The sequence below is a fragment of the Methylobacterium gossipiicola genome (assembly GCF_900113485.1).
Lineage (GTDB): Bacteria > Pseudomonadota > Alphaproteobacteria > Rhizobiales > Beijerinckiaceae > Methylobacterium > Methylobacterium gossipiicola.
In genome coordinates this window covers 59,144-73,261 of record NZ_FOPM01000004.1, presented here as the reverse complement: position 1 = coordinate 73,261, position 14,118 = coordinate 59,144, and the positions used below count along the sequence as shown (strand labels likewise).

The following is a 14,118-nucleotide window of genomic DNA, read 5'->3' as shown; positions in this document are numbered from 1 at the left end:
AGCTGAAACGATGGGGTGGCGTCCTGCCGGGCGCCGCCCCATTGTCGTTGGAGCGCCCCCTTCTCCGACGCGGACGACAGACCTCGTGACTCTTTCCGCGATTCGCCTGCTCTGGTGCGGTGACACGGCCCTGACGGTGGAATTCGGCGACCGGATCGACCCCGATCTCAACGCCCGAGTCCTCGCCCTCGATGCCCGCCTGCGCGCGGCGGACTGCCCCGGCCTCGTCGAGACGGTGCCGACCTACCGCTCCCTCACCCTCCATCTCGATCCCGTCGCCGTCGATCCGGTTCGGCTCGAAACCGCGATCCGAGATTTCGCCGCCCTCTCGGCCCCGTCGCGTGCTCCGCGCCGGGTCTGGTGCGTCCCCGTGGTCTATGGCGGCGCGTTCGGCGTCGATCTCGATGACGTCGCGGGCCATCACGGTCTCAGTCCGGAGGCCGTCATCGCCTGGCACGCCGCCCCGGAATACCGCGTGGTGATGATCGGCTTCCTGCCCGGCTACGCCTATCTCGACGGCCTCGATCCGGGCCTCGCCCTGTCGCGGCGCTCGACCCCGCGCGCGACGACGCCGGCCGGCACCATCTCCATCGGGGGTGTCCAGGCCCTGATCGCCAGCATCGCGGCCCCGAGCGGCTGGCACCTTCTCGGCCGCACCCCCGTGCGGGCGTTCCTGCCGGGCCGCGATCCGGTGTTCCTGTTCGAGCCCGGAGACGGCATCCGGTTCGTCCCCACCGACCCCGCCCGATGGGACGCCCTCGACCGCGCGGCCGCGGCCGGCGAGCCCGTGGCGGAGCCGGTCCGGTGAACCGTCTCGTCACCCTCGCGTGCACGGGCGCGGTGAGCCTGCAGGATGCCGGCCGACGGGGTTACGCGCGTCAGGGCCTGTCCGGCTCCGGCGCCATGGACGCCCTGGCGTTGGCGACGGCCAATACCCTCGTGGGCAATCCGGACGGGACGGTCGCCATCGAGTTCGGCCTTGGCGGCGGGCGCTTCCGGCAGGAGGGGGGCGATGCCTGGATGGCACTGGCCGGTGCCCCCTGCGCGATCCGGATCGACGGGGTCGCCGTTCCGGACCATCGGGCGTTCGCCTTGCGCGCGGGGGCCACCCTCGCCATCGAGGCGCCGCGCCGGGGCGTGTTCGCCTACCTCGCCCGGGCGAGCGGGTTCGAGGTGCCGGAGGTCCTCGGCAGCCGCGCCCTGCATCGGCGCGCCGGCCTCGGCGGGATCGACGGGCACGGCCTGCGGGCCGGAGATGTGCTGACGGGACGGGACATGCCGGAGGCGCAGCCGCTGTCCATCGCCCCCCTGCCCCTTCACACCGACGCTCCGGTTCGGGTGGTCCTCGGCCCTCAGGCCGACCATTTCACGCCCGAGGCCGTGGCGCTTCTCGCGGAAGCGACCTTCACGATGTCGCACAGGGCAGACCGCATGGGCCTCCAACTCGACGGCCCCGCCCTCGCCCATGGTCCGGGAGGGTACAACATCGTCTCGGACGCCACCGTCATGGGATCCGTGCAGGTGCCGGGCGGTGGACGGCCCATCGTCCTCATGGCCGACCGCCAGACCACGGGCGGCTATCCGAAGATCGCCACGGTGATCTCCGTCGATCTCCGCCGGATCGCCCAGCGTCGGCCCGGCGAGGCGGTCCGGTTCCAGCCGATTCCGTTGGAGGAAGCTTTTGCCCTGGCGCGCGAGAGAGCGACGCTGCTAGCGGAACTGTCGCGAACGGTTTGCGTCCACGGCGTGGCCCTCACGGACCGCCTCGCGGGAGCCAACCTCGCGGGCGATGCCGTCGATGCCCTGTCCGTCGAGGCATGACGGCTCGACGGGTCCGAGTAGAGGCGTTATCGGGAGCGGCCATGAAGATCAGCGATTGCGACATCCTCATCCTGCCGGGCTATGCCGGGTCCGAGGACGGCCATTGGCAGGCCCGCTGGGCCGAGCGCCTGTCCACGGGGCGCATCGTCGAGCAGGACGATTGGCATCATCCCGACGCTCCGGCCTGGCGCGCCCGCATCGTCGAGGCGGTGGCACAAGCCACCCGTCCGGTGCTTCTCATCGCCCACAGCCTCGGTGTCGTCGCCACGGTGCAGGCCGCCCCCGCCTTCCCGCCCGGCGTGGTGCGGGGCGCGATCCTGGTGGCGTTTCCCGACATCGAGACCACACCGAAACTCCCGGCGAGCGTCACGGCCTTCGCGCCGGTGCCGCGCGATCCCCTGCCCTTTCCCTCCCTCGTGGTGGCGAGCCGCAACGATCCGTACTGCACCTATGAGCGGGCCGAGGATTTCGCCTATGCCTGGGGTAGCGCCATGGTCGATGCTGGTGAATCCGGCCACATCAACGTGGCGTCCGGCCATGGGCCCTGGCCCGAGGGGCTGATGCGCCTCGCCGGTTTCATGAAGGATCTCTGACGGCGCGGTCCCCCGCCTCCCCGGCGGAGCGGAACAGGGCGCCGGCCACGTCGGACAGGCGCGGCGCCTCCTCGCGGACGAACGGCAGGGGTCGGCAGACGGCCAGGGCCGCGAGGCCGAACCGCGCGGTCATGAGGCCGTTGAGCACGCCCTCCCCGAGCTTCGCCGAGACCTTGGCGGCGAGGCCCAGACCCAGCGCCTGCTGGATCATGCTCTCGCCCACCGCCATGCCGCCCGTCACCGTGAGATGGGCGAGGGCCGAGCGGGCGAGGCGCAGGAAGCCGAGGAAGCCCGGGCGGCCGCCATAGATGGCCGCGATTTGGCGCAGGAGGCGAACGGCCGAGAAGACCACGAAGGCGACGTCGACGATGGCGCGGGGGCTGAGCGCCGTGACGCCCGAAACCTGCTTCGCCGCCGTCGCGATGGCCTGACGGGCCTGCCGGTCGAGGGGGGCGAGGAGTTCGCGCTCGGCCAAGCCGAGGCGGTCGTCGACGTCGAGGATGGCGTCCCCGAGGGTGTCGAGGCGGGCCCGGCCGGCGGCGAGGGCCGGTCGCCCCGCGTACAGGGTGGCGAGATCCCGCACCACCGCCTGCGCCGCGCTGTGGTCGCGGCTGGTCAGTGCCGCGACGGCGCTGGCCCGCAGGTGTTCGATCCGGCGTTCACGCCACAGACCCGAGAGTTCGCGCGCGACGAGTCCGGCGAGGCCCAGGGCCGCAATCCCGAGCAGCACCAGCGCCACGGCGCCGAGCCACGGGGCGGCGGAGAACAAGTCGGCGATCAGGCGCTCGATGGACAGGCCGATGCCGAGGGACACGAGGCCGCCCAAAGCCAGGAGGAGCATCGACAGCCATGGGGCACGGGATTTCGGCGCCACCGGCACCGGCGTGCCGTCGGCCGCCTCGACGATCTCGAACGGCTCCTCGACGATGCGGACCTGGGGCGGCGGCGCGGTCGGAGCCGGCGACGAGGACGCCCTCCCCTCGTTGGGTGCTGGTGCATCGGCCGTAGGGATGCGGAAAGCCCTGGGGCGGTTCGGCGACGGGGAGGAGGTCATGGGGCTTAACCGAGCTTGTCGCCGAGGAGGAATTGCATCGCCCGGTCGAGGCGGATCTGCGGCAGGTGTCCGGGGCGGCCGAGGGCGTCGGGCTTGATCAGCGGCGGCCGGAAGCGCGGGAAGCGGAAGGAGCCGGGTGGAACGGCGCCCTCCAGCACCGCTTCGGGCCGTTCGGGGAGTTCGCCGGGGAAGATCGCTGCCTCGCTCAACCCGTCGAAGGTCTCGTCGCCGACACTCTCACCGGCCTCCGGAGTGCCCGAGACGGCGCGCAACACGTCCGGCCCATCGTGGATCGTGGTCTCGCGGGTGGCCCGCACCGAGGCGAGGGCCACGGTGCCGACCCTTGCGCCGGCGGCCTCCGTGCGGCGCATGGCGCGGGAGACGAGGAGGCGAAGCAGGGCGTCGAGGCGGTCGTGACTCGTCTGGTGGAGGTGGTCGGCCTTGGTGGCGGCGAAGAGGATCCGCTCGGCCCGGGGCGCGAACAGCCGCGACAGCAGGGTGTTGCGACCGATGCGGAAGCTGAGGAGGACGGAGTCGAGGGCCTCTTCCAGTTCCGCCAGGGCCGCCGGGCCGGCATCGACGGCCGAGAGCACGTCGACCAGCACGATTTGCCGGTCGACCCGCTGGAAGTGGGTGCGGAAGAACGGCTCCACCACCTTCGCCTTGTAGGCTTCGAAGCGCCGCTCCATGAGTCCGGCGAGGCTTCCCGGATCGAGGGGATCGGTGAGGTTGTCCAGCGGCGCGAATGTCAGGGCCGGCGAGCCGGCGAGGTCGCCCGGCATCAGGAAGCGGCCGGGCGGCGTCGTCGCCACGGATTCGGGGCCTGAGCGGAGGGCCGACAGGTAGGTCTTGAAGCTCGCGCTGGCGCGTTCGGCCACCATCTCGTCGAGGGGCGCCCTGGGGTCGAGGGTCTTCAGGGTGTCGAGCCAGGGGGCGGCCATGGCGGCGCGGCCGGCGCGGCGGGTGCCCGAGATGGTGGCGCGGGACCACGCCGTGTAGCTCTGATCGATGAGGGCGAGGTCGAGGAGCCATTCGCCGGGGTAATCGACGACATCGAGCATCAGGGTGCCGGGTCCCGAGCGCCAGCCGCCTTTGCGCTCGTACTCGATGGCCAGCCGGAACTGGCTGATCCGGTCGGTGGAGCGCGGCCAAAGCCGCGCCTCCGTCAGGGACGCCACATGCTCCTCGAAGGGAAAGCGCGGCAGGTCGTCGTCGGGCTGCGGCACCAGGCGGGCGCGGCGCAGGCGGCCTTCATGGGCCGGCGCGAAGGCCGGGAGGGCGTGCGCTTCCACGAGGTGGTGGATGAGGGCGGTTGTGAACACGGTCTTGCCCGAGCGGGCAAGACCCGTAACCCCGAGGCGCAGGGTCGGCTGGATCAGGAGATCGCTCGACGCTTCGGCGAACGCCTTGACCGCGGAACCCGCACGCGCGGCAAAGCTGTTCATGAACCACTCGATGGCAGGGACGGGAGGGCGGACGGCATGTCCGTTGGCCTGACTTGGCGCCGGGGCGGCCCGCCCGCAAGATCCGGTCTCATGGCGTTCGCGACTCGGCCGCCGGCGCCAGGGCCGCGAGGGTACCGGCGTCCAGCCGGGCGATGGCCGCGTCCACGAGGGTGGGCGTGGCCGCGAGCGCTCCGAGTTCGACGCGCGACATGGCCAGCATCACGCCGCGCAGGGCCGGCAGGGGGCGCCCGTCCGGTCCGAACAGCTTCAAGTCGTCTTCGATCTTCAGGCCGACGCTGCCGGCGATGCGGGCGGCATAGTTGCGGATGCGCGTCTCGTCGTTGCCGCAGAAGGGCACCGGCACACCGAGATCGAGGGGGCGCAGGCCGGCGACGAGGGGCGGCAGGGCGGCGGACTCGACCACGAAGCGCTTCTGAAGTTCCGCCGTTGCGGTCTCTACGGCACGGGTCGCATCGCCCAGCACCGCGCCGGGATCGACGAGGAGCTTGGAGGGCTTCGCGGTGACGACGGAGGGTTTCACCAGGAGTTCGGAGGGGCGCACCAGAAGGCCATGGCGCGGCGTCGTCTCCTTCGGTTTGGCCGCGACGGCGACAGGGGAGACCGGGGGAACGCGTTTGCCGAGGCGAGCCAGGGGCGACCACGGCTGCACGCGGAGGGGGGTGGCCTTCGTCGCCACGGCGCGGCGCGGGAGGCCGCCACGGGTGTTTCGGGCGAGGAAGCGCGCCCGCAGGGTGCCGCCGAGGCCGCGCGGCGCCAGGGCGGGCGAGACGCGGGCGGTGGTCGGAACCCGCGCGGCGGGCGACGGTGCCCCGATGCGGCATTCGGCCGGTGCCCAGCGTCGGACGATGGCCAGCGCCGTGCGCCGATTGTACTCGCGATAATAACGCCGGAGCAGGCTCGCCGCCGCGTCGGCGCCATCGGCGGCCGTGGCGAAGCCCGTATGGCCCTCGGCATCGGCGCCGATCTCGCCGGACCAGCGGGCTTTCTTGATGCACCAGTAATTGTTGAGTTTGACGCAGCGGGCAACGAAGGCCGGCTCCGTGGTGGAGAAGCGCGCCGCCAGGGCCAGGGAGGCCGGGCGCAAGGAATCTCCGGCCTCGCCCCGCCAGTTCGACACGGCCCGCGCCTCGGCGAGATAACGCGGGGCATCGAGGGCGACCGCCGCCACGGGCTGGCCGCGCATGACCTCGGCGAGGCCGTGCCGCGCCGCCTCGACGCCACCCGTGAGGGCGGGCACCAGGGTCGTCAGGACCAGGAGGGATTCCAGCAGCACGACGCCCGTAGAGCTTGACTAGGGACGGGAGAAACGGCCCCGCCCCGCAACGGTTCAATTCCGCGACGAAGACCCGTCAGGCGGCTTCTTCGGCGTCCAGGTCTCGGGGGACCACGAAGCGCTCCAGCGTTCCACGTTCGGGGCTGATTTCGCTCCAGGCCGCCACATCGAAATCGATGACCGCGAGGGCCCCCGTGGGAAATCCGGCGGCGAGGCGCCCCCGCGCCGCGCGCGGCCCGGACCCGACGAGATGAAGGGCCACGTCCTGAAAGCCGGGATTGTGGCCGACCATGAGGAGGCAGCGCGCATCGGCCGGCGTCGCCCGGATCACCGCGAGCAAGGCTGCGTCCGGTGCTTCGTAGATGTCCGGGACCAGGGTCGCGTCAGGTCCGCCGAGGGCGGCATGGACGGGCGCCCAGGTTTCCTGGGTCCGCCGGGCAGGCGAGACGGCGACGTGGTCAGGCCGCAGGTTCTCGGACACGAGGTAGCTAGCCATGAGCGGTGCCGTGCGCCGGCCGCGCGGGTTCAGGGGCCGGTCGAGGTCGGCGACCCCGGCCGGGCGGTCGGATTTCGCATGGCGCAGGAGCAGGACACGGAGCATCGGCGAACCCTTCAGTTGAAGCCCACGACGGCGTGCGGGACGTAGGGCTTTTCGAGGGCCGCCATCTCCTCGGGCGTGAGCGCGAGGTCGAGGGCCGCCACGGCGTCGTCGAGGTGGCCGGGCTTCGAAGCGCCGACGATGGGCACCGTGACGGGAGATTTCTGCGCGACCCAGGCGAGCGCCACCTGGGCACGGGGCACGCCGCGCGCTTGCGCGATGGTGGCCACGGCCTCGACCACGGCCCGGTCGGCGGCCTCCGTGGCGTCGTAGAGGCGCTTGCCCACGAGATCCGTGTCCTGGCGGGCGCTCGACGCGTCCCAGTCGCGGGTCAGGCGTCCGCGTGCGAGTGGGCTCCAGGGCAGCACCGCGATGTCCTGATCGGCGCAGAGCGGCAGCATTTCGCGCTCCTCCTCGCGGTGGAGCAGGTTGTAGTGGTTCTGCATGGTGGCGAACCGGGTCCAGCCGTGACGGTCGGCGAGGAACAGCGCCTTGGCGAACTGCCACGCGAACATGGACGAGGCGCCGATGTAGCGTGCCTTGCCGGCCTTCACGACGTCGTGCAGGGCCTCCAGGGTCACCTCGATGGGAGTGCCGTAATCCCAGCGGTGGATCTGCAGCAGATCGACGTAGTCGGTCCCGAGCCGTGTCAGGCTGGCATCGACGGACGCGAAGATCGCCTTGCGTGAGAGGCCGCCCGCATTGGGACGGTCGGTGAGCCCGTAATAGCACTTGGTGGCGATCACCACCTCGTCGCGCCGGGTGAACTCCTTCAGCGCCCGGCCGACGATCTCCTCGCTGGTGCCGTCGGAATAGTAATTCGCCGTGTCGAAGAAGTTGATGCCCATCTCCACCGCCTGGCGCAGGAGCGGGCGGCTCGCCTCCTCGTTCAGGGTCCACGGGTGGGGACCGCGCTCCGGGATGCCGTAGGTCATGCACCCGAGGCAGAGCGGCGAGACATCGAGACCGGTGCGGCCGAGTTTTTTGGTCTTCATGGACGGATCCGCTGTGAGGATAGGCGGCGATGGGCGCTATCTGGTCCGCCCCTCCGGCTTCGCCAAGGGTGGCTTCAGCCGCCGCGCCCCTCCCGCCGCATCATGAAGGCGAGCTTCTCGAACAGGCTCACGTCCTGCTCGTTCTTCAGGAGCGCTCCATGCAGCGGCGGGATCAGCTTGCGGCCGTCGCGTTCGCGCAGGGTCTCGGGGCTGATATCCTCCGACACCAGGAGCTTGAGCCAGTCGAGCAGTTCGGAGGTGGAGGGTTTCTTCTTCAGGCCCGGCACGGCGCGGGTTTCGAGGAAGACCCGCAGGGCCTCCTCGACGAGGCGGTGCTTGATGCCGGGATAATGCACCTCGACGATGGCCCGCAGGGTCTCGGCGTCGGGGAACTGGATGTAGTGGAAGAAGCACCGGCGCAGGAACGCGTCGGGCAATTCCTTCTCGTTGTTCGACGTGATGATGACGATGGGGCGGCGCGCGGCCCGGATCGTCTCGCCGGTCTCGTAGACGTGGAACTCCATTCGGTCGAGTTCGGTCAGGAGATCGTTGGGGAACTCGATATCGGCTTTGTCGATCTCGTCGATGAGCAGCACGGGGCGCTCGGGCGCCGTGAACGCCTCCCACAGCTTGCCTCGACGGATATAGTTGCCGATGTCGGAGACGCGCGGATCGCCGAGCTGGCTGTCGCGCAGGCGCGAAACGGCATCGTACTCGTAGAGTCCCTGCTGCGCCTTGGTGGTGGATTTGACGTGCCAGGTGAGGAGCGGCGCCCCGAGTCCCTTGGCGATCTCCTCCGCCAGCACCGTCTTGCCCGTGCCGGGCTCGCCCTTCACCAGCAAGGGCCGTTCGAGGAGGATGGCCGCGTTGACGGCGGTGGTGAGATCGGAGGTCGCGACGTAGTCGGCCGTGCCGGTGAAGCGCATGGAAGGGAATCCGTGGACGACGTTGCGGGTCGGGCGAACCTCGAAGGGGATCCGAAGGGCGCCCGTCCTCCGACCGGTTCTCGAGTCCGAAGCGGGCGCCTGCAAGGGGTTCGGGCTCGGTCGGGGTGTACTGCGCGGGTCGCCCGCGGACAATATTTGTCCGAGCCTCACGGCATCCCGTGCTTCGAGGCCGCTTCCCTCACAGTGTCTTCCCGTCGTGCCAGACGCAGTTCGACGCCAGGATGGAGAGGTTCACATCGGATTTCTGCGGCTGCGGCAGGGTCTTGCCGTCCATGGCGAGGTCGATCTTGATCTCGACCTGGCCCTTGGCCTCGTTGGTGCGGCGGGAGAAGTAGCAATATTGCTGGAACGGCTGGTCCTCGTTGGCCTTGAAGTTCCAGCCGGTGACGATCTGGCCGTCCATGTAGGGCACCTGCTTGAACACCGTGAAGGTGGTGTTCACGATGGCCTTCGAGGCCGGCGCCGCATCGTTGCCGAGCTGCGCCTTGGTGGGCGTCGGCGCGCCGCCGGATTTCGCCGGGGCGCCTTCGAGCTTCAGCACGTTGTCCGTGAGGGTGACTTCGCCCTTGGTCTTCAGGGTGACGTCGGAGAGGGCCGTCTGCATGGCGGCGGCGATCTTTTCCGCCGCCGTGTCGAACTGGTTCATGGTGGCGTAGCCGTAGGCGGCGGCCCCGAGACCGATGCCGGCCAGCGCGCAGAATGCCCCGAAGCCGATGGCCCGGAACAGGAAGGCGCGGGCGGCGATGATCTTCGTCTCCGCGCGCAGGCGCCCGTTGACGTTCTGCGCCAGGACGACGTTCTCGGGCGTCCCCGGGGTGTGGATGCTCATGCGCCGGCTCCCGCGCTCGCGGGCAGCACGGCCGGACGCCGGTCGAGGGGAATCACCGCGCCGCCGGCGACGGAGGCCTCACGCTGGGGCTGCTCGGGCGCTTCGCGCGTGGGCTTGGCCTGTCCGTAGCCCATTTCCTGGCGCAGGGCTTCGGTGATCGAATCGAGCATGTAAGGCGTCGCCGCCGGATCGACGGTGGCGCCGAGATCGTCCTCGTCCATGAAGGTCTTGCGTACGGAGACGGCGCAAAGCGCCAGGATGGTGGAGGCGAAGGCGGCGCAGAGCGCCGGCACGAACACGAAGATGCGCAGGAAGGCATGGACCTGCGCTTCCGTCACCTCGATGGGATCGACGCCATACACCATGGCGGTGAAGGAGTGCAGCTGCGAGCGGTTGACGGAGTTGCGGTAAACCTGTTCGGCATCCGCCACCTTGCGGTCGGCGGCCCCCCGGTCGAGTTCGCTGCGCGCATGACGCGCCTCCTCCAGGGCCTTCGTCACGCCGGCCCGGTCGCTGCCGGCCTTGGCGACGCTGGCGTTGAGGGTCGCGGTGCGCGGGTCGGTCACGCATTTGAGGTTCGAGTAGCGCTGGCCCCGGCTGTTGGTGCCGGAAACCCGCTCGCAGCGCTGAGCCGGGAGGGCGGCAAGCTGGCTCGCGTTCTCGGCGGCGCGCTTCTCGATCTGGTCCAATTCCGTCGTGTATTGGGCCACCCGGGCATCGGCCGCCGCGATCCGGCCGTCGATGGTGTTGCGGTCGGCCTGCGCATCCTTGAGGGCGGTCTTGGCCTTCGCCGCATCCATGAGGCGGGGGTGGAACATCATCTCGCCGAGCTGCGAAACGGATTTCGTCGTGACCCCGGCGGCGAAGATGATGCCGACGATGGCCAGGGCCCGGATGAAGTAGGAGCGCTGCGTCCGCGCCAGGATGCCCAGCGGCACCCGGCACAGCTCCACCGCCGCGTAGACGAGGGGCGCCAGGAGCATGAAGTAGAACGCCTTCGAATCACCGTCGCTGTAGACCCCGGCGAACAGCCACGCGCCCCAGAGGGACGCGCCGATGACCATGAACTCCACCAGATAGGCGATGCCGACATAGCCCCATCTTATGCGGTAGCCCCGCTCGACGTCGCGCTCCCGCGTCCAACGGTCGGATTCCCGCTGCCATTCGCGGCGCTCGCGCTGGACATCCCGGCTGGGCGGCGTCTTTCGCATGGGGCACTCGTGTCTCGAAACGCGACGAAGGAGGAGCTTAACATTGCGTTAAGCTCCTGCCTAAGCGGCCATTGTGCCGTTTTTGCGCCGCGGGGCGGGGTGCGTCTTCGCGGCCACGCCCCTGGGGCGTGAATTCACGTTTCCGAGAGACAATCCGATTGCGCCGCCGGGCCCTCCCCCCGCATGATCGCCCCGACGGGCCATCTTCGGCGCCGAGCGAGAAGGACGTCCCGCCCCTCCATGACGGATATGCACGCCGGCTCCTACAAGGAAGCGATCCTGTTCCTCGTCACCGCGGGCGTGGTGGTGCCGCTGTTCCATCGCCTGCGCATCTCACCGGTGCTCGGGTTCATCGGTGCCGGCGCCCTCCTCGGGCCGTTCGGCCTCGGCCGCCTCGCCGAAGCCCATCCGTGGCTCTCCGCCGTCACCATCGGCAACCGCGCCGAGATCTCCCATCTGGCCGAATTCGGCGTGATCTTCCTCATGTTCATGATCGGCGTCGAGCTGTCCTGGGAGCGACTGCGCACCCTGCGCCGCCTCGTCTTCGGCCTCGGCTCGATCCAGGTGGTGGCCTCCGCGCTGGTGATCGGTGGGATTCTGTACGCCCTGGCGGTGCCGCTCGCGGCCTCGGTCATCGTCGGCCTCGCCCTCGCCCTGTCCTCCACGGCGGTGGTGCTGCCGGTGCTGGCCGAGCAGAAGCGCCTCAACACCCCGGCCGGACGGGCGAGCTTCGCCGTGCTGCTGTTCCAGGATCTCGCCGTCGCCCCCGTCCTGTTCGCCATCGCGGTGCTGGGGCGCAGCGATGGGGCCGATGTGGGCAGCGCCCTCGCGTTCGCCCTCGGTCAGGCCATCGTCGCCATCGTGGTCATCGTCGTGGCGGGACGCCTCGCCCTGCGGCCCCTGTTCCAGCTCGTGGCGCGCACCCGCTCGCCGGAACTGTTCATGGCCGCCTGCCTCCTCGTCATCATCGGCACCGCGTTGACCGCCGCCGCCGCCGGCCTGTCCATGACGCTGGGCGCCTTCGTGGCCGGTCTCCTGCTCGCCGAGACGGAGTATCGCCGGGCCATCGAGGCCACCATCGATCCATTCAAGGGCCTGCTGCTGGGCGTGTTCTTCGTCTCGGTGGGCATGAACCTCGATCCGGCCCAGCTCATGTCGGCCCCCGGCGCCATCCTCGGCCTCGCCCTCGGGCTCATCCTCATCAAGGGCGCGGTCATCGTGGCGGCGGCCCGGTTCCTGAAGCTGTCGCGCGCCGTCGGCCTCGAGGCGGCCTTGCTGCTGGGGCCTGGTGGCGAGTTCGCCTTCGTGCTCATCGGCGGGGCGCTCGCGGGCAACCTCGTTCCGGAGGAGGTCGGTCAGGCCGCCCTCATCGTCACCACGGTGACGATGATCGCAATTCCACCCCTCGCCGTCCTGGCCCGCCGCCTCGGCAAGCGAATGGCACGGGGGCAGCTCGGCCGCGCCCGGGCCGAGCCGGTGCCGGACAAGCAGCAGAACCGGGTGATCATCGCCGGCTACGGCCGGGTGGGGCGCCTCGTCGGCGAGATGCTAACCCGGCACAAGATCCCGTACCTCGCCCTCGATGCCGACGCTGCGCGGGTCTCCGAGCAACGCCGCCTCGGCAACCCCGTCTATTTCGGCGACTCGGCCAGCGCGGATCTCTTGCGCCGCTGCGACATCGCCCATGCGCGCGCCCTCGTCGTCACCCTCGACAACCCGCGCGCCGTCGAGGCCGTGGTCGAGGCCGCGCGGGCGGAACGGGCGGATATCACCATCGTGGCCCGCGCCCGCGACGCGCGCCATGCCACCGCCCTCTACGAGATGGGCGTCGACGACGCCGTTCCGGAGACCATCGAGGCCTCGCTGCAACTGTCGGAGGCGGTTCTGGTCGATGTCGGGGTCCCCATGGGCCTCGTGATCGCGTCGATCCACGAACGCCGCGACGAGTACCGTGCCATGCTCAAGCGCAAGGAGACGGAGACCCGTTCTCCCGCCTTCCGGGCGCGCCGCACCGTGGGCAAGGGCTTGGCCGCCAAGGGCGGGGAAGCCGGGCCGGCCAAGGACGAGCCCAAGCCGGCGATCAAGAGCGCGTAGGTGTCCGCGGTGGCGGATCCCGGAGCGGTCGAGCCGCTCCGGGGTGACGCGCGGTCAGCCGTGACAGGCGCAGCCCGAATGGCCGCAGCCGTCATGCGAGGCGTGGCCGTCGGCGCAGGCCTCGCAGCAGAAGGTCTTGCCGTCCCGCTCGATGCCGGTGCCGGCCTTCACCTTGCAGACGCAATCGGTGCAAGCGCAGGGAACCATTTCGGTGGTTGCATCGGCCATGAAAATCATCCTTCGACAGGGGAGAACCGAACGCGCCGACTCGGTGCACGTCCGTCCGCTCGTTCTGCATCCCACGCGGGAATGAAGATAGTCCCCACCATGGGGACGAAGCGTGCTAGGGAACAACCAACCCCGCACGACCCCGTGCCCTGGGCAACTCCGAGAGGCCCGAGTGGCGAACGCGTTCAAGAGCGGTGCATCCCAATCGCGCAGCACCAACGACTTCAACGAGCGCGCCAAGCAGCTCTCCGAGCGGCTCGGCGCCATCGAGAAGCCGGCGCAGGCGAAGCGGTCGAATGCGCCCCGTCGCTCGTTCAAGTCCGGTCCGCAGGCCGAGACCGAGCCGAAGGGCGAGGCCCATGAGGGCCGGGACGAGGCCGAGGCCAACGAGACAGAGAACGAGTCCGACGCCTGATTCCGTTTCCGGGGAGTCGGTCCGAAGTTCTACCGATGCGGGTTCCTCTCCCAAGAGGAAAGGGGCCCGCATCTCGCTGATCCGAGGCGATCAACCGGCGACGCTCGGATACCGGGCACTCGGTCCCGGACATGAAAAAAGGGGCCGGCGCATCCGCCCGCCCCCTTCATGTCTCATCCGGATGTGGCGCTCAGCGCCGCGCCTTGGCCTTGCGGGCAGCGTAGCGCGCATCGCGCGCGGCTTTCTTCTGGGCCATTTCGGCGGCCTTGCGCTCGGCGGCCGCGAGGGCTTCGGCCTCTTCGCGGGCGATCTGGGCGGCGAGTTCAGCCTCTTCGCGGGCGCGCTTCTCTTCGGCGGCCTTCAGCTCGGCGGCGATCCGGGCGGCTTCGCGCTCGCGGGCCCGCTCCTCGCGGGCGCGGGCCACGGCGGCGCGCGCCTCGGCCTTGGCGATCATCACCGGATCGTCCGCCGGCGGACGGGCCTTGAATTTTTCCAGCAGCATCTGCTTGGCACTGGCGGAGTTCTTGCGGCGGTCGTCGAAATTCCGGTAGTCGAAGGCGCTCATCTGACCTTTCTCGTGGGGTATCGTGGCCG

15 protein-coding genes are annotated in these 14,118 nt (G+C 70.3%); 5 read left to right on the top strand and 10 right to left on the bottom strand.

Annotation, left to right across the window (positions count from 1 at the left end; all coding sequences use genetic code 11):
• Positions 1–85 precede the first annotated feature (85 nt).
• From pxpB to BM249_RS04695, 3 genes are read left to right on the top strand one after another with little or no spacing between them, the layout of a single operon-like run.
• Positions 86–808 (top strand): 5-oxoprolinase subunit PxpB, encoded by a 723-nt coding sequence (pxpB, locus tag BM249_RS04705; protein ID WP_091969478.1) that lies wholly within the window; start codon positions 86–88, stop codon positions 806–808.
• On the top strand, positions 805–1,821 hold the full coding sequence (locus BM249_RS04700) for a 5-oxoprolinase subunit C family protein (protein WP_244528589.1): 1,017 nt from the start codon (positions 805–807) through the stop codon (positions 1,819–1,821). Before pxpB ends, BM249_RS04700 begins: the two co-directional genes overlap by 4 nt.
• Positions 1,822–1,862: 41 nt before the next feature.
• A complete protein-coding gene (locus tag BM249_RS04695) occupies positions 1,863–2,414 on the top strand; it encodes an RBBP9/YdeN family alpha/beta hydrolase (RefSeq protein ID WP_091969474.1) in 552 nt (183 codons plus the stop codon).
• Here BM249_RS04695 and BM249_RS04690 read toward each other — a convergent pair.
• The 8 genes from BM249_RS04690 to BM249_RS04655 all read right to left on the bottom strand — a co-directional run bounded on the left by BM249_RS04690 (position 2,398) and on the right by BM249_RS04655 (position 10,787).
• Entirely contained in the window at positions 2,398–3,468 is a 1,071-nt protein-coding gene (locus BM249_RS04690) for a YcjF family protein (protein WP_091969472.1), read from the bottom strand. The two genes, BM249_RS04695 and BM249_RS04690, sit on opposite strands and share 17 nt — an antisense overlap.
• A gap of 5 nt (positions 3,469–3,473) precedes the next feature.
• Positions 3,474–4,913, bottom strand: coding sequence for a YcjX family GTP-binding protein (locus BM249_RS04685; protein ID WP_091969470.1), 1,440 nt, complete (start codon positions 4,911–4,913; stop codon positions 3,474–3,476).
• Positions 4,914–5,001: 88 nt separating this feature from the next.
• On the bottom strand, positions 5,002–6,207 hold the full coding sequence (locus BM249_RS04680) for a hypothetical protein (protein WP_091969467.1): 1,206 nt from the start codon (positions 6,205–6,207) through the stop codon (positions 5,002–5,004).
• Positions 6,208–6,283: 76 nt separating this feature from the next.
• A complete protein-coding gene (locus tag BM249_RS04675; protein WP_091969465.1) occupies positions 6,284–6,808 on the bottom strand; it encodes a SixA phosphatase family protein in 525 nt (174 codons plus the stop codon).
• A gap of 11 nt (positions 6,809–6,819) precedes the next feature.
• The gene (locus tag BM249_RS04670; protein ID WP_091969462.1) at positions 6,820–7,800 is read right to left on the bottom strand and encodes an aldo/keto reductase; all 981 of its coding nucleotides are present in this window, start codon (positions 7,798–7,800) and stop codon (positions 6,820–6,822) included.
• A 74-nt stretch (positions 7,801–7,874) separates the two neighbouring features.
• Complete coding sequence (locus BM249_RS04665; protein WP_091969460.1) at positions 7,875–8,726, bottom strand: AAA family ATPase; 852 nt, start codon at positions 8,724–8,726, stop codon at positions 7,875–7,877.
• 199 nt (positions 8,727–8,925) lie between these two features.
• Positions 8,926–9,576, bottom strand: coding sequence for a hypothetical protein (locus BM249_RS04660; protein WP_091969458.1), 651 nt, complete (start codon positions 9,574–9,576; stop codon positions 8,926–8,928).
• Positions 9,573–10,787: an ATPase gene (locus tag BM249_RS04655; RefSeq protein ID WP_091969457.1), complete on the bottom strand. Its 1,215-nt coding sequence runs from the start codon at positions 10,785–10,787 to the stop codon at positions 9,573–9,575. Before BM249_RS04655 ends, BM249_RS04660 begins: the two co-directional genes overlap by 4 nt.
• Positions 10,788–11,027: 240 nt before the next feature.
• Here BM249_RS04655 and BM249_RS04650 point away from each other — a divergent pair, with 240 nt between their 5' ends.
• A complete protein-coding gene (locus BM249_RS04650; RefSeq protein WP_091969456.1) occupies positions 11,028–12,881 on the top strand; it encodes a cation:proton antiporter domain-containing protein in 1,854 nt (617 codons plus the stop codon).
• A gap of 54 nt (positions 12,882–12,935) precedes the next feature.
• On the opposite strand, the gene BM249_RS04645 is transcribed toward BM249_RS04650, so the two are convergent.
• Positions 12,936–13,109: a metallothionein gene (locus tag BM249_RS04645; RefSeq protein ID WP_091969711.1), complete on the bottom strand. Its 174-nt coding sequence runs from the start codon at positions 13,107–13,109 to the stop codon at positions 12,936–12,938.
• Between the two features lie 172 nt (positions 13,110–13,281).
• On the opposite strand from BM249_RS04645, the gene BM249_RS04640 reads away from it, so the two are divergent.
• The gene (locus tag BM249_RS04640; RefSeq protein ID WP_091969455.1) at positions 13,282–13,524 is read left to right on the top strand and encodes a hypothetical protein; all 243 of its coding nucleotides are present in this window, start codon (positions 13,282–13,284) and stop codon (positions 13,522–13,524) included.
• A 190-nt stretch (positions 13,525–13,714) separates the two neighbouring features.
• Here BM249_RS04640 and BM249_RS04635 read toward each other — a convergent pair whose 3' ends face one another.
• Positions 13,715–14,089 carry a DUF6481 family protein gene (locus BM249_RS04635; RefSeq protein ID WP_091969454.1) on the bottom strand — a complete coding sequence of 125 codons (375 nt, stop codon included), beginning with the start codon at positions 14,087–14,089 and terminating at the stop codon, positions 13,715–13,717.
• Between the last annotated feature and the right edge of the window lie 29 nt (positions 14,090–14,118).